The 18,088-nt window shown below is 57.4% G+C and carries 14 protein-coding genes; 10 read left to right on the forward strand and 4 right to left on the reverse strand.

From position 1 onward, the window contains the following. Positions 1 to 93 precede the first annotated feature (93 nt). A complete protein-coding gene (locus tag ABFV38_RS02280) occupies positions 94 to 1,152 on the forward strand; it encodes a LacI family DNA-binding transcriptional regulator (RefSeq protein ID WP_348958348.1) in 1,059 nt (352 codons plus the stop codon). Here the strand turns inward: ABFV38_RS02280 and msrA are convergent, their stop codons facing one another. After that, the gene (msrA, locus tag ABFV38_RS02285) at positions 1,153 to 1,794 is read right to left on the reverse strand and encodes a peptide-methionine (S)-S-oxide reductase MsrA (protein ID WP_048027915.1); all 642 of its coding nucleotides are present in this window, start codon (positions 1,792 to 1,794) and stop codon (positions 1,153 to 1,155) included. A gap of 224 nt (positions 1,795 to 2,018) precedes the next feature. Between msrA and tamA the strand changes: the two genes are divergently transcribed. The 3 genes from tamA to ABFV38_RS02300 are packed head-to-tail and all read left to right on the forward strand — an operon-like array spanning position 2,019 to position 7,872. Further along, positions 2,019 to 3,752, forward strand: a complete 1,734-nt coding sequence (gene tamA, locus ABFV38_RS02290; protein ID WP_045908043.1) for an autotransporter assembly complex protein TamA — start codon at positions 2,019 to 2,021, stop codon at positions 3,750 to 3,752. Next, entirely contained in the window at positions 3,749 to 7,525 is a 3,777-nt protein-coding gene (tamB, locus tag ABFV38_RS02295; RefSeq protein WP_348958350.1) for an autotransporter assembly complex protein TamB, read from the forward strand. The genes tamA and tamB overlap by 4 nt, the downstream gene beginning before the upstream one ends. Positions 7,526 to 7,527: 2 nt before the next feature. Next, positions 7,528 to 7,872: a gamma-glutamylcyclotransferase gene (locus tag ABFV38_RS02300; protein WP_014830431.1), complete on the forward strand. Its 345-nt coding sequence runs from the start codon at positions 7,528 to 7,530 to the stop codon at positions 7,870 to 7,872. Between the two features lie 54 nt (positions 7,873 to 7,926). On the opposite strand, the gene ppa is transcribed toward ABFV38_RS02300, so the two are convergent. Then, positions 7,927 to 8,457 carry an inorganic diphosphatase gene (ppa, locus tag ABFV38_RS02305; protein ID WP_008501423.1) on the reverse strand — a complete coding sequence of 177 codons (531 nt, stop codon included), beginning with the start codon at positions 8,455 to 8,457 and terminating at the stop codon, positions 7,927 to 7,929. Between the two features lie 309 nt (positions 8,458 to 8,766). On the opposite strand from ppa, the gene ytfQ reads away from it, so the two are divergent. From ytfQ to ABFV38_RS02330, 5 genes are all read left to right on the forward strand, one after another. Further along, a complete protein-coding gene (ytfQ, locus tag ABFV38_RS02310) occupies positions 8,767 to 9,723 on the forward strand; it encodes a galactofuranose ABC transporter substrate-binding protein YtfQ (protein WP_014882271.1) in 957 nt (318 codons plus the stop codon). Between the two features lie 105 nt (positions 9,724 to 9,828). Further along, a complete protein-coding gene (gene ytfR, locus ABFV38_RS02315) occupies positions 9,829 to 11,331 on the forward strand; it encodes a galactofuranose ABC transporter, ATP-binding protein YtfR (protein ID WP_348958352.1) in 1,503 nt (500 codons plus the stop codon). A gap of 10 nt (positions 11,332 to 11,341) precedes the next feature. After that, positions 11,342 to 12,367 carry a galactofuranose ABC transporter, ATP-binding protein YtfT gene (gene ytfT, locus ABFV38_RS02320; protein WP_167467778.1) on the forward strand — a complete coding sequence of 342 codons (1,026 nt, stop codon included), beginning with the start codon at positions 11,342 to 11,344 and terminating at the stop codon, positions 12,365 to 12,367. Then, positions 12,354 to 13,355 (forward strand): galactofuranose ABC transporter, permease protein YjfF, encoded by a 1,002-nt coding sequence (gene yjfF / locus ABFV38_RS02325; protein WP_021240694.1) that lies wholly within the window; start codon positions 12,354 to 12,356, stop codon positions 13,353 to 13,355. Before ytfT ends, yjfF begins: the two co-directional genes overlap by 14 nt. Before the next feature lie 93 nt (positions 13,356 to 13,448). Beyond that, entirely contained in the window at positions 13,449 to 15,020 is a 1,572-nt protein-coding gene (locus ABFV38_RS02330; RefSeq protein WP_196365421.1) for a methyl-accepting chemotaxis protein, read from the forward strand. On the opposite strand, the gene ABFV38_RS02335 is transcribed toward ABFV38_RS02330, so the two are convergent. After that, complete coding sequence (locus ABFV38_RS02335) at positions 14,992 to 15,348, reverse strand: LysR family transcriptional regulator (protein ID WP_024907284.1); 357 nt, start codon at positions 15,346 to 15,348, stop codon at positions 14,992 to 14,994. The two genes, ABFV38_RS02330 and ABFV38_RS02335, sit on opposite strands and share 29 nt — an antisense overlap. Before the next feature lie 150 nt (positions 15,349 to 15,498). Further along, a complete protein-coding gene (fbp, locus tag ABFV38_RS02340; RefSeq protein WP_008501416.1) occupies positions 15,499 to 16,497 on the reverse strand; it encodes a class 1 fructose-bisphosphatase in 999 nt (332 codons plus the stop codon). 197 nt (positions 16,498 to 16,694) lie between these two features. On the opposite strand from fbp, the gene mpl reads away from it, so the two are divergent. Further along, positions 16,695 to 18,074, forward strand: coding sequence for a UDP-N-acetylmuramate:L-alanyl-gamma-D-glutamyl-meso-diaminopimelate ligase (mpl, locus tag ABFV38_RS02345; RefSeq protein ID WP_023345313.1), 1,380 nt, complete (start codon positions 16,695 to 16,697; stop codon positions 18,072 to 18,074). The last annotated feature ends 14 nt before the right edge of the window (positions 18,075 to 18,088 follow it).

The raw sequence follows: 18,088 nt of genomic DNA on the forward strand, positions 1-18,088 counted from the left end.
AAGTAATCTCCAGGCGTTTTGAAATTTGGTTTTAAAATCAAAGGACTGTTTCTGCAAATATTTGCAAAAACTGAATGAGAGCGAGGTCACACTATGCCGGGCAAGTTAAAAATGGAGGAAATTGCGGCCCTGACGGGCTATTCCGTCAGCACGGTTTCGCGGGTATTAAGCGGCAAGTCTTACACCAGCGATAAAGCCAGGGAAGCGATCGTTTGCACCGCGCGGGAGCTCGGTGTGCTGGAGTCTATGGCGAGCGGAAGACTGCTCATTAACGGTATCGCTGTTTTTGCACCGGAAAGAACCTTTCAGGGACGCGGGGATATTTTTTATCTGGAAGTGACGAAAGGAATTGCTGAAGCCTGCGCGCGGCATAATGTGTGGGTCACGTGCTGTGGTTTAGAAGAGCAGCACGCCGATGTGAAAGTCTTTATGGAAAAGGCCAGCCATAAGAATATTAACGCGATAATTATTATTGGCACTGATGATTCCACCATATTTAAACTGGCAAGCACCCTGAATAAGCCCTGCGTGTTAATTAATTCCGTTGACCGGGATCGGGTACTGGATTCCGTGTCACCCGATCACCGGGCGATCGGCTTCACCACCATGCAGTACCTTTTCGAGCAGGGGCATCGCCGCGTGCTCACGCTCACCTGCCTGCGGCGGGATACGCTGTACGCGCGTCTGGACGGCATCAAAGAGGCGTACCGTCATTTTCACGTCGCCTTCGATCCTCAGCGCGATTTGCTCGTGACGGAGTGGTTTACCGCAGAAGAGGCAGAGCAGGCGCTGGATGCGTGGTTAGTGAATCATGACCGCTCGCAGTGGCCGGAGGTGATTTTCCCGAACAGTACCAGCATGACGGAAGGGGTGGTAAGGGCGTTGACGCGACACGGGCTGCGCATTCCGGAAGACATTTCGCTCATCACGACCGATTTTGCATGGAATTTAGCGCACCGTCTGGAAAAACCGGTCACGGGCGTGACGGTGCCCTGCCGCGAGCTGGGAATTGAGGCCGTTCACCTGCTGCAAACGCGGCTCAACCGACCGCAGGCACCGGTCTTTAACCTGCTGTTGCAGGGCAAAGTGATGGATTACGGCTCGGTCAGCAATGCCACGCGCCACGCGGCTCGCGTGGCGCTGGATCAGTGATCAGGCCAGCTGTGGCGGCAGGCAAACGCCGATGCCCCCAATGCCACAGTAGCCGTACGGGTTTTTATGCAGATACTGCTGGTGATCGTCCTCGGCGTAGTAGAACGGTTTCGCCGTCGCGATTTCCGTGGTCACCTCGCGCGTATCGCCCGCTTCACGCATGGCCTGCTGGAAACGCTCCAGGCTGGCGCGCGCGGCGGCATCCTGCTCAGGGGTGAGCGGATAGATAGCCGAACGGTACTGCGTGCCGTGGTCGTTGCCCTGACGCATGCCCTGCGCCGGGTCGTGATTCTCCCAGAAGACCTGCAGGAGCTGTTCGTAGCTGATTACCGCAGGGTCATAGACCACGCGCACCGCTTCCGCATGGCCGGTTTCGCCGGAGCAGACTTCGCGGTAGGTTGGATTCGGCGTGTAACCGCCCGTGTAGCCGGCTGCCGTGCTGTAAACGCCGGGCAGCTGCCAGAAGAGGCGCTCAACGCCCCAGAAGCAGCCCATGGCGAACAGGGCGATTTCCATGCCATCCGGCACGTTGGTCATGGAATGGCCATTGACGGCGTGTAAGGTCGCTACAGGCATAGGGGTGTTGCGTCCCGGTAATGCATCTGCTTGTGAAACCAGATGCTTTTTGTCGAATAAACTCACGATGGGGCCTCCCGGGGTGCGATGTTTCAGTTAAGGTTGTCACGAAGCGTTTAATTGAACACAATAAATGCGCTGAATGAGACTAGATTTAATCATAAGAAATATTTGGGTGTTACACCCATTTTCAACCCGCGATTCGGGTTTTTGGCCAACAGGCCGTATTTTGCCGCGGAGCGGCACTTCATTTGCTTCCAGGGTGGAAACAGGGATATTCAGGAGAAAACGTGACAAAAATCCGCCAGTTATGTTTAGTCAGTGTGTTGCTGACAAGCGGGATTGCCAGCGCGGCGAATGTCCGTTTGCAGGTTGAGGGGTTATCCGGGGCGCTACAAAAAAACGTACGTGCGCAGTTATCGACCATCCAGAGTGATGAGGTGACGCCGGATCGGCGTTTTCGCGCGCGTGTCGATGATGCGATCCGCGAGGGGCTGAAAGCGCTGGGTTATTACGAACCCACCATTGATTTTGACCTCCGTCCGCCTCCAAAGAAGGGGCGCCAGGTTCTTATTGCCCGCGTTTCGCCGGGCGAGCCGGTGTTGATTGGCGGCACGAACGTTATCCTGCGCGGCGGGGCGCGTACCGACCGGGATTACCTGGACCTGCTCAGCACGCGGCCGAAAATCGGTACCGTGCTTAACCACGGCGACTACGACCATTTCAAAAAAGAGCTGACCAGCGTTTCCCTGCGTAAGGGCTACTTTGACAGCCAGTTCAACAAAAGCCAGCTGGGCATTGCGCTGGCGCGACGTCAGGCCTTCTGGGATATCGATTACGACAGCGGAGAACGTTACCGCTTTGGCGACGTGACGTTCGAAGGTTCGCAAATTCGTGAAGAGTATCTGCAAAACCTCGTGCCCTTCAAAAAAGGGGATTACTACCAGTCGAGCGACCTCGGAGAGCTGAACCGACGCCTCTCCGCTACCGGCTGGTTTAACTCCGTGGTTGTCGCACCGGAATTTGATAAGTCACGCAAAACCAAGGTGTTGCCGCTGCATGGCGTTGTTTCGCCGCGCACCGAGAACACCATTGAGACCGGTGTGGGCTACTCGACGGACGTGGGGCCACGGGTGAAAACCTCGTGGAAAAAACCGTGGGTGAACTCGTACGGCCACAGCCTGACCACCAGCCTGAGCCTCTCTGCGCCCGAGCAGCAGCTGGATTTCAGCTACAAAATGCCGCTGCTGAAAAATCCGCTGGAGCAGTATTACCTTCTGCAGGGCGGTTTTAAGCGCACCGATTTGAACGACACCGAGCAGGACTCGACGACGCTTGCGGTCTCCCGCTTCTGGGATCTCTCCAGCGGCTGGCAGCGCGCCATTAACCTGCGCTGGAGCCTCGATCACTTTACCCAGGCTAACGTCACCAACACCACTATGCTGCTTTATCCGGGGGTGATGATCAGCCGTACCCGCTCGCGCGGGGGCCTGATGCCGACCTGGGGCGACTCACAGCGCTACTCCATCGATTATTCCAACACCGCCTGGGGCTCCGACGTGGACTTCTCCGTCTTTCAGGCGCAAAACGTCTGGATCCGTACGCTGTACGACAAACATCGCTTTGTGATGCGCGGCAATCTCGGCTGGATTGAAACGGGAGATTTCGAGCGCGTTCCGCCGGATCTGCGCTTCTTCGCCGGGGGCGACCGCAGCATTCGCGGGTATAAGTACAAATCGATTTCACCTGAGAACGAAAAGGGCCAGCTGACCGGTGCGTCAAAACTGGCGACGGGCTCGCTGGAGTACCAGTACAACGTCAGCGGAAAGTGGTGGGGCGCCATGTTTGTTGACGGCGGTGAAGCGGTGAACGATATCCGCCGCAGCGACTTTAAAACCGGCGCGGGCGTCGGCGTGCGCTGGCAGTCACCCGTCGGGCCTATTAAGCTCGATTTCGCCGTGCCGGTGGGTGACAAAGATGAACACGGATTACAGTTTTACATCGGTCTGGGGCCTGAATTATGAGTTTATGGAAGAAAATAAGCCTCGGAGTGCTGATCTTTATCGTGCTGCTGCTCGGTACGGTGGCGTTTCTGGTAGGAACGACGACCGGGCTGCATCTGCTGTTTAACGCCGCGAACCGCTGGGTACCGGGGCTGGAAATTGGCCAGGTGACGGGCGGCTGGCGTGACCTGCGCCTGAAGAACATCCGCTATGAGCAGCCGGGCGTGGCGGTTAACGCCGGGGAATTTCACCTGGCGGTGAAGCTGGGCTGTTTGCGGGACAGCAAGCTCTGCGTCAACGATCTGTCGCTAAAAGATGTCAACGTGGCGATAGACTCGAAGAAAATGCCGAAGTCTGCGCCGGTTGAAGAAGAGGACAGCGGCCCGCTGAATCTCTCCACGCCGTACCCGATCGCGCTTTATCGGGTCGCGCTCAATAACATCAATATCAAAATCGACGACACCACCGTGTCCGTGATGGATTTCACCTCCGGCCTGCGCTGGCAGGAGAAAAATCTCACCCTGACGCCAACGTCCCTGCAGGGCTTATTGATCGCGCTGCCGAAAGTGGCCGACGTGGCGCAGGAAGAGATCGTCGAGCCGAAGATCCAGAACCCGCAGCCGGAAGAAAAGCCGCTGGGCGAAACGCTGAAAGACCTCTTCTCGAAGCCAGTGCTGCCGGAAATGACCGACGTTCATCTGCCGCTGAACCTTAACATTGAGGAATTCAAAGGCGAACAGCTGCGTCTGACGGGCGATACCGACCTGACGGTCTATAACATACTGCTGAAGGTCAGCAGCATTGACGGCAACATGAAGCTCGACGCGCTGGATATCGACACCAACCAGGGCTCGGTGAATGCGTCAGGTAATGCCCTGCTGCGCGACAGCTGGCCGGTGGATATCACGCTGAATAGCACCCTGAACATCGACCCGCTGAAAGGCGAGAAAGTGAAGGTCAAGGTGGGCGGGGCGCTGCGCGATCAGCTCGATGTTGGCGTGAATCTCTCCGGCCCGGTGGATATGGCCCTGCGTGCGCAAACCCAGCTGGCGGAAGCCGGGCTGCCGCTCAATCTTGAGGTTGTCAGCAAGCAGCTTTCCTGGCCGTTCACCGGCGAAAAGCAGTTCCAGGCCGATGACCTGAAGCTGAAGCTGAGCGGCAAGATGACCGACTACACGCTCTCGTTCCGCACCGCGGTGAAGGGGCAGGGCGTGCCGCCCGCGAACATCACCCTGGATGCGAAGGGCAACGAACAGCAGGTCAACCTCGACAAGCTGACCGTCGCGGCGCTGGAAGGTAAAACCGAGCTGACCGCGCTGCTCGACTGGCAGCAGGCGATCAGCTGGCGCGGCGAGCTGAAGCTGACGGGCATTAACACCGCCAAAGAGGTGCCGGACTGGCCGTCGAAGCTGGATGGCCTGATTAAAACCCGCGGCAGCCTGTACGGCGGCACGTGGCAGATGGACGTGCCGGAGATCAAGCTCACCGGGAACGTGAAGCAGAACAAGGTAAACGTTGAAGGCTCGGTGAAAGGCAACAGCTATCTGCAGTGGGTTATCCCGGGCCTGCACGTGGCCCTGGGGCGCAACACGGCGGATATCAAAGGCGAGCTGGGGGTGAAAGATCTTAATCTGGATGCCACCATCGACGCGCCGAATCTGGATAACGCCCTGCCGGGGCTTGGCGGCACGGCGAAGGGGCTCGTGAAAGTGCGCGGCACGGTAGACGCACCGCAGCTGCTGGCGGATATCACCGCCAATAACCTGCGCTGGCAAGAGCTGAGCGTTGCCCGCGTCCGCGTGGAAGGGGATGTGAAATCCACCGACCAGATCGGCGGTAACCTGAACCTGCGCGTGGAGCGCATTTCCCAGCCGGACGTGAACATCAGCCTGGTCACCCTGGACGCGAAAGGGAACGAGAAGCAGCACGACCTCCAGCTGCGGGTGCAGGGCGAGCCGGTCTCCGGCCAGCTTCACCTGACCGGCAGCTTCGACCGCAAACAGGCGCGCTGGAAAGGGACGCTGGATAACACCCGTTTCAATACGCCGGTCGGGCCGCTGGCGCTATCGCGCGCCATTGCTCTGGACTACCGCAACGCCGAGCAGAAGATCAGCATTGGGCCGCACTGCTGGACCAACCCGAATGCGGAACTGTGCGTGCCGCAGACCATCGATGCGGGCGCGGAAGGGCGCGCGCAGATCAACCTCAACCGCTTCGATCTGGCGATGCTAAAACCGTTTATGCCGGAGACCACGCAGGCGAGCGGCGTCTTCAGCGGGAAAGCCGATGTCGCCTGGGACACCACCAAAGAGGGGCTGCCGCAGGGTAGCGTCACGCTGTCCGGGCGTAACGTGAAGGTGACGCAGGAGGTGAATGACGCGCCGCTGCCGGTGGCCTTCGACACCCTGAACCTGAGCGCTGATCTGCATAACAACCGTGCGGAGCTGGGGTGGCTGATTCGCCTTACCAATAACGGTCAGTTTGACGGGAAGGTTCAAATTACCGACCCACAGGGACGGCGAAATCTGGGTGGCAACGTCACTATCCGCAACTTCAACCTGGCGATGGTGAACCCGATTTTCGCACGCGGGGAAAAAGCCGAGGGCATGGTGAATGCCAACCTGCGCCTGGCGGGCAATGCACAAAGCCCTCAGCTGTTCGGCCAGCTGCGGCTCAGCGGCGTGGATATTGACGGCAACTTTATGCCGTTTGACATGCAGCCCAGCCAGATCGCCATGAACTTCAACGGCATGAGCTCGACGCTAAGCGGCTCGGTACTGACGCAGCAAGGGCAAATCAACCTGAGCGGCGACGCGGACTGGAGCCAGCTCGATAACTGGCGCGCCCGTATTGCCGCGAAAGGCAGTAAGGTGCGCATCACCGTACCGCCGATGGTGCGTCTGGACGTCTCGCCTGATGTGGTCTTTGAAGCCACGCCAAGCCTCTTCACGCTTGACGGTCGCGTCGACGTGCCGTGGGCGCGCATCGTGGTTCACGATGTGCCGGAAAGTGCGGTCGGCGTCTCAAGTGATGAAGTTATGCTCAATGAAAATCTGAAACCTGTCGAACAGAAGAGCGCTGGCATACCGATTAATAGTAACCTTATCGTGCACGTGGGGAATAACGTGCGGTTGGATGCGTTTGGGCTGAAGGCGAGGCTTACGGGCGACCTGAAGGTGGCGCAGGATAAACAAGGGCTTGGCCTGAACGGGCAAATCAATATTCCTGAAGGGCGTTTCCACGCCTATGGTCAGGATTTGATTGTCCGTAAAGGCGAGCTGCTGTTCTCCGGTCCACCGGATCAGCCCCTGCTGAACATCGAAGCGATTCGTAACCCGGAAGCGACGGAAAACGACGTCATTGCTGGGGTACGCGTCACCGGTTCTGCTGACGAACCGAAGGCGGAGATCTTCTCTGACCCGGCGATGTCCCAGCAGGAAGCCCTCTCTTACCTGCTGCGTGGACAAGGTCTCGACAGCGGTCAGAGCGACAGTGCGGCGATGACCTCGATGTTAGTGGGGCTGGGGGTTGCACAAAGTGGGCAGGTTGTGGGTAAAATCGGCGAGACGTTCGGCGTAAGCAATCTGGCGCTGGACACCCAGGGCGTGGGTGACTCCTCGCAGGTGGTGGTCAGCGGCTATGTACTGCCGGGTCTGCAGGTAAAATATGGTGTGGGGATCTTTGACTCACTGGCAACACTCACGTTACGCTATCGCCTGATGCCTAAGCTATATCTGGAAGCAGTGTCCGGCGTAGACCAGGCACTTGATCTGCTCTATCAGTTTGAGTTTTAGCAATGCGAATATTTGTCTACGGCAGTTTACGAACCAAGCAAGGCAACAGTCACTGGATGACCAATGCCCTGCTGCTGGGGAATTACAATATCGAGAACTACCAGTTGTACAGCCTGGGCCACTATCCAGGCGCGGTTCCAGGCGAAGGAACAGTACAGGGTGAAGTTTATCGTATTGATAACGCGACACTTGCCGAACTTGATGCCTTGCGCACCAGGGGCGGTGAATACGCGCGCCAGTTGATCCAGACGCCGTACGGAAGTGCGTGGATGTATGTCTACCAGCGTCCGGTCGAAGGGTTAACGCGGATTGTAAGCGGTAACTGGTTAGACAGAGACCAGTACTGAAAAAAAACAACGCCACCGTGAGGTGGCGTTGTTTTTTGTGTCTGGCAGTAAGAATTACTTCTTAGCAGCGCGTTCGAAAGAGGCGATGATTTCTGCTTTCGCTGCTTCTGCGTTGTCCCAGCCGTCAACTTTAACCCACTTGCCTTTTTCGAGGTCTTTGTAGTGCTCGAAGAAGTGAGTGATCTGCGCTTTCAGCAGTTCTGGCAGGTCGTTCACATCTTTGATGTGATCGTATTCTTTGCTCAGCTTGGTGTGCGGTACCGCAACCAGCTTCGCATCTTCACCGGATTCGTCGGTCATTTTCAGCACGCCAACGGGACGGCAGCGAATCACTGCGCCTGGCTGCAGTGGATATGGCGTTGGGACCAGCACGTCAACCGGGTCACCGTCCAGAGACAGGGTGTGGTTGATGTAACCGTAGTTGCACGGATAGAACATCGCGGTAGACATGAAACGGTCTACGAACAGGGCGCCGCTCTCTTTGTCCACTTCGTATTTGATCGGATCTGCGTTAGCCGGGATTTCGATAACTACGTAGATGTCTTCTGGCAGTTCTTTACCTGCTGGGACGTTGAGTAAGCTCATGTCGGTGTCCTTTAAAATGGATGGTAAACAAGTGGCAGGTATTATAGCCAACTCGCGCTGAATGTCTCCGCCTGTTTTCGCCTTCTCTCCACGTTCTTCCCACTTTTCAGACCGTTTCCATGACAGAAAAATCCATAAACTCAGCCGCATTTTTCATGGAGAAATGAAAGCGATTACAAACTTGTGATTAACGTTTTATTCACTTTTCTGAAGTGTGATGTAACGCAATTCGTTACATATTTCATGGGCTATAGTCATTCCGCAGAACATCTTTTAACCAACAATAACTCACCCTACGAGGACGTTCATATGTGGAAGCGCTTACTCCTGGTCACAGCCGTTTCGGCAGCCATGTCGTCTATGGCGATGGCCGCTCCCTTAACCGTAGGTTTTTCGCAAGTCGGCTCTGAATCTGGCTGGCGAGCGGCAGAAACCAACGTGGCGAAAAGCGAAGCTCAGAAACGCGGCATTACCCTGAAAATCGCCGATGGTCAGCAAAAACAAGAGAATCAGATCAAAGCCGTGCGCTCCTTTATCGCCCAGGGCGTGGATGCCATCTTTATTGCCCCCGTCGTGGCGACCGGCTGGGAACCCGTCCTGAAGGAAGCGAAAGACGCTGAGATCCCGGTCTTCCTGCTCGATCGTTCCATCGACGTCAAAGACAAATCTCTCTATATGACCACCGTGACGGCCAACAACGTGCTGGAAGGGCAGTTAATTGGTGACTGGCTGGTAAAACAGGTCGACGGCAAGCCGTGTAACGTCGTTGAGCTGCAGGGTACCGTCGGGGCGAGCGTGGCCATCGACCGTAAAAAAGGCTTTGCTGAAGCCATCGCGAAAGCGCCAAACATCAAGATTATCCGCTCTCAGTCCGGCGACTTTACCCGCAGCAAAGGTAAAGAGGTCATGGAGAGCTTCATTAAGGCTGAAAACAACGGCAAGAACATCTGCATGGTTTACGCCCACAACGATGACATGGTGATCGGTGCGATTCAGGCCATTAAAGAAGCGGGTCTGAAGCCGGGCAAAGATATCCTCACCGGCTCTATCGACGGCGTGCCGGACATCTACAAAGCGATGATCGACGGCGAAGCCAACGCCAGCGTGGAGCTGACGCCAAACATGGCGGGCCCGGCATTCGACGCGCTGGAGAAATTCAAGAAAGACGGCACGATGCCGGAGAAAGTGACGGTCACCAAGTCCACCCTCTACCTGCCTGATACGGCGAAAGAAGAGTTAGAGAAGAAGAAAAATATGGGCTACTAAGCCTGTCTGAACATGCCGGGTGGCGCTGCGCTTACCCGGCCTACGATACGCTCTTTTGTAGGCCGGATAAGCGCAGCGCCATCCGGCTTGATGCAGGGGGAAACCATGACCACTGAACAACACCAGGAAATCCTCCGCACAGAGGGCTTGAGTAAATTCTTTCCCGGCGTAAAGGCGCTGGATAACGTTGATTTCAGCCTGCGGCGCGGGGAGATCATGGCGCTGCTGGGCGAGAACGGCGCGGGAAAATCGACGCTGATTAAATCCCTGACCGGTGTTTATCACGCTGACCGCGGCACCATCTGGCTGGAAGGCAACGCCATTTCGCCAAAAAATACCGCCCATGCCCAGCAACTGGGGATCGGGACGGTCTATCAGGAAGTGAACCTGCTGCCGAATATGTCGGTGGCGGATAACCTGTTTATTGGCCGTGAGCCACGACGCTTTGGCCTGCTGCGCCGTAAAGAGATGGAGGCGCGGGCGACAACGCTGATGGAGTCCTACGGCTTCTCTCTCGACGTCCGCGAGCCGCTGAACCGCTTTTCCGTGGCGATGCAGCAGATCGTCGCCATTTGTCGCGCGATCGATCTCTCCGCAAAGGTGCTGATCCTCGACGAACCCACCGCCAGCCTCGATACCCAGGAAGTGGAAATGCTCTTTACCCTGATGCGCCAGCTGCGCGATCAGGGCGTCAGCCTGATCTTCGTTACCCATTTCCTCGATCAGGTGTATGAGGTGAGCGATCGCATTACGGTGCTGCGCAACGGCAGCTTTGTCGGCTGCCGCGAAACCCGTGAGCTGCCGCAGATCGAGCTGGTCAAAATGATGCTGGGCCGCGAGCTGGAGACCAACGCCCTTCAGCGCGCGGGCCGCACGCTGCTGAGCGAGAAGCCGGTCGCCGCGTTCAGCGATTACGGTAAAAAAGGGGTCATCTCGCCGTTTAACCTTGAGGTGCGGCCAGGCGAAATTGTCGGGCTGGCGGGCCTGTTAGGCTCGGGTCGAACCGAGACCGCCGAGGTGATCTTTGGGATCAAGCCGGCCGACAGCGGCAGCGCGCTGATCAAGGGCAAACCGCAAACCCTGCGATCGCCGCATCAGGCCTCCTGTCTCGGCGTCGGCTTCTGCCCGGAGGACCGGAAAACGGACGGCATTATTGCCGCGGCCTCGGTGCGGGAAAATATCATTCTGGCGCTACAGGCCCAGCGCGGCTGGCTGCGGCCGATCCCTCGCAAAGAGCAGAACGCCATTGCCGAGCGGTTTATCCGCCAGCTCGGCATCCGCACCCCGAGCGCGGAACAGCCCATTGAATTTCTCTCCGGCGGTAACCAGCAGAAAGTGCTGCTGTCGCGCTGGCTGCTGACCAAACCCCAGTTCCTGATCCTCGACGAACCGACCCGCGGCATTGACGTGGGGGCGCACGCCGAAATTATCCGGCTTATCGAGACCCTGTGCGCTGACGGTCTGGCGCTGCTGGTCATTTCGTCCGAGCTGGAAGAGCTGGTGGGTTATGCCGATCGCGTCATCATCATGCGCGATCGTAAACAGGTGGCAGAGATCCGGCTGGATAAGCTGTCCGTTCCGGCGATCATGAATGCCATCGCGGCATAAGGAGTGAATCGTGATGTCCCGTTCGCTTTCGCAAACCGGTGAGTCAAAGCGCCGCTTCAGCTGGCCGACCGGCACGCCGCAAATCGCGGCGCTGCTGGTGGTGCTGCTGGTTGATAGCCTGGTTGCCCCGCATTTCTTCCAGATCATCGTGCAGGATGGCCGCCTGTTTGGCAGCCCGATAGACATTTTAAACCGTGCCGCGCCCGTGGCGCTGCTGGCCATCGGGATGACGCTGGTGATTGCCACTGGCGGGATTGACCTCTCCGTCGGCGCGGTGATGGCTATCGCCGGGGCCACGGCCGCCTCCATGACCGTGGCCGGGCACAGCCTGCCGGTGGTCCTGCTGGCAGCCTTAGGTACCGGCGTGCTGGCCGGGTTATGGAACGGCATTCTGGTGGCGGTGCTGAAAATCCAGCCCTTTGTCGCCACGCTGATTTTAATGGTGGCCGGGCGCGGCGTCGCGCAGCTGATTACCTCCGGCCAGATTGTGACCTTCAACTCACCGAGCCTGGCGTGGCTCGGCAGCGGCAACCTTCTGTTCTTCCCGACGCCGGTGATGATTGCCCTGGTGACGTTAGTGGTGTTCTGGCTTTTCACCCGTAAAACGGCACTGGGCATGTTCATTGAGGCCGTCGGGATCAACATCCGCGCCGCGCGCAACGCCGGGGTCAACACGCGGCTGATGGTGATGCTGACCTACGTGCTGAGCGGTATCTGCGCCGCCATCGCCGGGGTGATCGTCGCGGCGGATATCCGCGGAGCCGATGCCAACAACGCCGGGCTCTGGCTGGAGCTGGATGCGATCCTGGCGGTGGTCATCGGCGGCGGGTCGCTGATGGGCGGACGCTTTAACCTGCTGCTCTCGGTGATCGGCGCGCTGATTATTCAGGGCATGAACACCGGGATCCTGCTCTCCGGTTTCCAGCCGGAACTCAACCAGGTGGTGAAAGCGGTGGTCGTGCTCTGCGTGCTGATCGTCCAGTCGCCGCGCTTTGTCAGCATCATTAAGGGGATCCGTGGCCATGATAAAACGTAATTTACCGCTAATGATCACGCTGGGCGTGTTTGTGCTGGGCTACCTCTACTGTCTGACGCAGTTCCCCGGTTTTGCCTCGACGCGCGTGATCTGCAATATCCTGACCGATAACGCCTTTTTAGGCATCATCGCCGTCGGCATGACCTTTGTGATCCTCTCCGGCGGGATCGACCTCTCCGTCGGCTCGGTGATCGCGTTTACGGGCGTATTCCTCGCGAAAGCGATCGGCTTCTGGGGCATCTCACCGCTGGTGGCGTTTCCGCTGGTGCTGGTGATGGGCTGCGCGTTTGGCGCCTTTATGGGGCTGCTGATCGACGCGTTAAAGATTCCGGCGTTTATTATTACCCTCGCGGGAATGTTCTTCCTCCGTGGGGTGAGCTACCTGGTGTCGGAAGAGTCGATCCCGATTAACCATCCGGTGTACGACACGCTCTCCAGCCTGGCGTGGAAGATCCCCGGCGGCGGCCGCCTGAGCGCGATGGGGCTGCTGATGCTGGGCGTAGTCGTCATTGGCATCTTCCTTGCTCACCGTACCCGGTTTGGCAATCAGGTTTACGCCATTGGCGGCAACGCCACGTCGGCCAACCTGATGGGGATCTCGACCCGCAGCACCACCATCCGCATCTATATGCTCTCGACCGGCCTGGCGACGCTGGCGGGTATCGTCTTCTCGGTATACACCCAGGCGGGCTATGCCCTCGCAGGCGTGGGCGTTGAGCTGGATGCGATTGCTTCTGTGGTCATCGGCGGCACGCTGCTCAGCGGCGGCGTGGGGACGGTGCTGGGGACGCTGTTCGGCGTGGCGATTCAGGGGCTGATACAAACCTATATCAACTTTGACGGCACGCTCAGCTCGTGGTGGACGAAGATCGCCATCGGCATTCTGCTGTTTATTTTTATTGCCCTACAGCGTGGTCTGACGGTGCTCTGGGAGAACCGTCAAAGCTCGCCTGTTACTCGCGTAAACACATCGGTAACAGAGCGATAACACCCTGAATTTGCTTAAAGTCTAAACATTTTCCGGTAGCGGCCGATACTCTTTTTTTATGCCCAGAAATATCTCGCTACCGGAAATAATATCATGCTGAAAACGCTATCGATTCGTACCGGCTTGCTTTCTTTACTGGCCGTTATGACCCTTCTGCTGCTGATTGTCAGCGGCATTGGCATTTATGCCCTCACACAGAGTTCTTCTTCGCTGCAGCGTATTAATCACCTTCAGGGTGAGCAAATGGTGCAGCTTAATTCAGGCTATACGCTGATCCTGCGCGCGCGCAATGAAGCGGGGCAGGCCGTCCGCATGATGGAAATCGGCATGCTGGATGATGCGGCCAACGCGGTAAAAAACATCAACCAGGAAGTCGCCCTGGCCCAGAAAACGCTGAAAGCCGTGATCGACGGCGGCGTGGCTGACGAGCAGGGGCAACAGCTGCTCAATAAGGTGGCGGCCAGCCTGGGGGCGTATACCCAGCAGGGGATTAACCCGATGCTGAAAACCCTCAATGACCAGAGCGCGGACGGGTATTACGATCTGCTGGAGAAGACGCTGATCCCGCTGGCGTCAACGTTCGATAATGACATGCAGGCGTTTCAGAAATGGAGCGAAGCGCGAGGTCTGGCGGAAGTGAGTGCCGTGCAGGCGAGCAAAACCCGCGTCCTGATCCTGATTATCGTCGCAGCGCTGCTGACGGCGGGCATTATTGTGCTGGCATGGCTGGCGCTGCGCCATATGCTGCTCAAGCCGCTCTCGGCGTCGATTGCTCAACTGGAGAATGTGGCAGCGGGCGATTTAACCCATACGCTGGCTGCGCCCGCGAGCCAGGAGTTTAACCGCCTTAACGCGGTGATAGAGGAGATGCGTCAGTCGCTGATGAACTCGGTTCTGCGGGTACGCGATGCCAGCGCGCAGATTGACACCGGCAGCCGCGAGCTGACGCTGGGAAACCGCGATCTCGCCGAGCGTACGGAATCCACCGCCACGTCGCTGGAGCAGACGGCGGCCAGCATGGAACAGATCACCGCCACGGTGAAGCTCAACGCCGATAACGCCGAACAGGCGCACCAGCTGGCGAAGTCGGTGTCCGACACGGCCGATCACGGCAGTGAAATGGTCTGCTACGTGATTGAAAAAATGCGCGATATCTCCGGCAGCTCGGCGCGTATCGCTGACATCCTGAGCGTCATCGACGGCATTGCCTTCCAGACCAATATTCTGGCGCTTAACGCCTCCGTGGAAGCGGCGCGTGCGGGCGAGCAAGGGCGCGGTTTTGCCGTCGTCGCGGGCGAGGTGCGCAATCTTGCCAGCCGCAGCGCCGACGCGGCGAAAGAGATTCGAACGCTTATCGGCGACTCGCAGACCCACGTTAACGAGGGCAGCGAGTTGGCCCAGCAGGCTGGCGAAACGATGGACGAGATCGCAACCGAAGTGCTGCGTATGACCAAACTGATGCGTGAGATTGCGACCGCGTCTCATGAGCAGAGCCGCGGCATTGAGCAGGTGAATATTGCGGTGAACCAGATGGACGAAACCGCGCAGCAGAATGCGGCGCTGGTGCAGCAATCCTCTGCCGCGACCCGCTCCCTTGAAGAGCAGTCGCGTCAGCTGATGGAAGCCATGTCATCATTCAAAGTGACGACTCAGAACGCGGCATAATATTACCCAGCCCCGGTACGTTCTGTGCCGGGGTTTTATTCCTTCCGGAATTAAGCGCCCCGATATTATCGTGAATTTCACCCATTAATATTTCCAGTGAGCTGGTTAAGGCTAACGCTTTTTCAGTCGGTTCAAGATATAAACCTTTACGGAAAAATAACGGCTCATCAAAGAGTTGATTAAAACGCTTTAATGCCAGACTCACCGCAGGACGGGACATCTCCAGACGCAAAGAGGCCTTTGCCATGCTGCCGCAGCGGACGATTTCAATAAATACAGGGATAAGATTTAAATCAATACCGGTATTAGCACGGGAATAATTTTTCATTGCGATTCTGCTCCACGAAATATCTGTCAAACTGTTATGGAAATAATGCAGGAGCAGTGGCGAAGATTAAAGCATGTTTTTTATAAACACTTATACGGTAAAATATATAAATGACCAGGGGAGCCGGATCGGCTCCCCTGAAGAGAGGGATTATGCGTCCGGGTACTCACGGATGAAACGTTCGACGTCTTCAACCATGTGGTTGTTGCCGACGAAGAATGAACGGCGCTGGTGAAGGCTTTCCGGCACGATCTCCAGAATACGCTCTTTACCGTCGCTCGCCTTGCCGCCCGCCTGTTCGGCCAGGAACGCCATCGGGTTGCATTCGTACAGCAGACGCAGTTTCCCGTCCGGGTGGCTGGCGGTGCTTGGGTAGAGGTAGATGCCGCCTTTCAGCAGGTTACGGTGGAAATCCGCGACCAGAGAGCCAATATAGCGGGACGTGTAAGGGCGCTGCGTCGCTTTATCTTCTTCCTGGCAGAATTTGATGTACTTCTTCACGCCGTTCGGGAAGCGGATGTAGTTGCCTTCGTTGATGGAGTAGGTGTTACCCTTCTCCGGGAAGCGCATGCGTTCCTGGCTCAGACAGAAAACGCCCAGTGATGGATCGTACGTAAAGGCGTGTACGCCGCACCCGGTGGTGTACACCAGCATGGTGGAAGAGCCATAAACCACGTAACCAGCAGCAACCTGATTAATGCCCGGCTGCAGGAAATCTTCTTCGGTCACCGGCGTGCCAACAGGCGTGACGCGGCGGTAGATGGAGAAAATGGTACCGACAGAAACGTTAACGTCGATGTTGGAGGAGCCGTCGAGCGGATCCATCAGAACAACGTATTTCGCGTGTTCACACCCTTCGAAAACAACAATTTCATCTTCTTCTTCGGAGGCGATACCCGCAACGATGTCGCGCGCGCGCAGTGCAGCTTTCAGTTTTTCATTTGCGAACAGATCGAGTTTCTGCTGAACCTCGCCCTGAACGTTCTCGGCACCGCTGGCACCCAGGATATCGACCAGACCGGCCTTGTTGATATCACGGTGGATGATCTTAGCGCCCAGCTTTATTGCCGACAGCAAAGCAGTGAGTTCACCGGTAGCATGAGAGAACTCGTGCTGCTTTTCGACAATAAATTCACCTAACGTTTTCATAACACTTTCCCTGCATCTTTGTGAGTAGAGCGATTGTATGTTCACTAAAACGACTAAAGCCCAACAATCTTAACAAATATTCAAATAGTAGCGCAGAGGTGAATCGCGCCAGCAGGATACGGATTTTCCTGAAATGCGTTTCACACCCGCTGACATGTGAGTAAAATGTGCGCCACATTGAAGAAGGATAGTGACGTATGCGCATTCATATATTGGGGATTTGTGGCACTTTCATGGGCGGACTGGCAATGCTGGCGCGCTCGCTGGGCCATGAGGTGACAGGTTCGGACGCCAATGTGTATCCGCCAATGAGCACACTTCTGGAGAAACAGGGCATCGCTTTAATTCAGGGCTACGATGCCAGCCAGCTGGATCCTGAGCCGGATCTGGTGATCATTGGCAACGCCATGACCCGCGGCAACCCGTGCGTTGAGGCGGTACTGGAACGCAATATCCCGTTCATGTCCGGCCCGCAGTGGCTGCATGACTTCGTCCTGCGTGACCGCTGGGTGGTTGCCGTTGCCGGTACCCACGGCAAAACGACCACCGCGGGCATGGCGACCTGGATCCTCGAAGCCTGTGGCTATAAGCCGGGCTTCGTCATCGGCGGCGTACCGGGCAACTTTGACGTTTCTGCGCGCCTGGGGGACAGCCCGTTCTTTGTGATCGAAGCCGACGAGTATGACTGCGCGTTCTTCGACAAGCGCTCTAAGTTTGTGCATTACTGCCCGCGCACGCTGATCCTCAATAACCTTGAGTTTGACCACGCGGATATTTTTGACGACCTGAAGGCCATTCAGAAACAGTTCCACCACCTGGTGCGCATTGTTCCAGGCCAGGGCCGCATCATCCTGCCGGAAAACGACATTAACCTGAAGCAGACCCTGGCAATGGGCTGCTGGAGCGAGCAGGAGCTGGTGGGCGAGCAGGGCCACTGGCAGGCGAAGAAACTCAATGCCGATGCCTCCGAGTGGGAAGTGCTGCTCGACGGTGAAAAAGTGGGTGAGGTGAAGTGGGGCCTGGTGGGCGAACACAATATGCACAACGGCCTGATGGCGATTGCCGCAGCGCGTCACGTGGGCGTTCAGCCTGCGGATGCGGCGAATGCGCTGGGCTCGTTTATCAATGCCCGCCGCCGTCTGGAACTGCGCGGTGAAGCCCACGGCGTCACCGTGTATGACGATTTCGCGCACCACCCCACGGCCATTCTGGCCACGCTTGCCGCCCTGCGTGGCAAAGTCGGCGGTACCGCGCGCATTCTGGCGGTGCTGGAACCACGCTCGAACACCATGAAGATGGGCATCTGCAAAGACGATCTCGCGCCGTCGTTAGGACGTGCCGATGAAGTCTTCCTGCTGCAGCCGCAGCATATTCCGTGGCAGGTCGCGGAAGTGGCCGATGCCTGCATTCAGCCGGCACACTGGAGTGCAGATGTGGATGCGCTCGCGGATATGGTGGTGAAAGCCGCTCAGCCTGGCGACCATATTCTGGTGATGAGCAACGGCGGTTTTGGTGGGATCCATCAGAAGCTGCTGGACGGGCTGGCGAAGAAAGCGGAAGCGGCCGCCGAGGCGTAAAAAAAAGCCCGGTG

The organism is Enterobacter cloacae complex sp. Mu1197, assembly GCF_040059225.1.
GTDB classification, from domain to species: Bacteria; Pseudomonadota; Gammaproteobacteria; order Enterobacterales; family Enterobacteriaceae; genus Enterobacter; species Enterobacter quasiroggenkampii.

Excerpts from the sequence above, each read along its gene's own strand:
- ABFV38_RS02280 (WP_348958348.1), top strand. The coding sequence starts at position 94 with ATGCCGGGCAAGTTAAAAATGGAGGAAATTGCGGCCCTGACGGGCTAT.
- tamB (WP_348958350.1), top strand. The coding sequence starts at position 3,749 with ATGAGTTTATGGAAGAAAATAAGCCTCGGAGTGCTGATCTTTATCGTG.
- ABFV38_RS02300 (WP_014830431.1), top strand. The coding sequence starts at position 7,528 with ATGCGAATATTTGTCTACGGCAGTTTACGAACCAAGCAAGGCAACAGT.
- ppa (WP_008501423.1), bottom strand. The coding sequence starts at position 8,457 with ATGAGCTTACTCAACGTCCCAGCAGGTAAAGAACTGCCAGAAGACATC.
- ytfQ (WP_014882271.1), top strand. The coding sequence starts at position 8,767 with ATGTGGAAGCGCTTACTCCTGGTCACAGCCGTTTCGGCAGCCATGTCG.
- ytfR (WP_348958352.1), top strand. The coding sequence starts at position 9,829 with ATGACCACTGAACAACACCAGGAAATCCTCCGCACAGAGGGCTTGAGT.
- yjfF (WP_021240694.1), top strand. The coding sequence starts at position 12,354 with ATGATAAAACGTAATTTACCGCTAATGATCACGCTGGGCGTGTTTGTG.
- ABFV38_RS02330 (WP_196365421.1), top strand. The coding sequence starts at position 13,449 with ATGCTGAAAACGCTATCGATTCGTACCGGCTTGCTTTCTTTACTGGCC.
- ABFV38_RS02335 (WP_024907284.1), bottom strand. The coding sequence starts at position 15,348 with ATGAAAAATTATTCCCGTGCTAATACCGGTATTGATTTAAATCTTATC.
- fbp (WP_008501416.1), bottom strand. The coding sequence starts at position 16,497 with ATGAAAACGTTAGGTGAATTTATTGTCGAAAAGCAGCACGAGTTCTCT.
- mpl (WP_023345313.1), top strand. The coding sequence starts at position 16,695 with ATGCGCATTCATATATTGGGGATTTGTGGCACTTTCATGGGCGGACTG.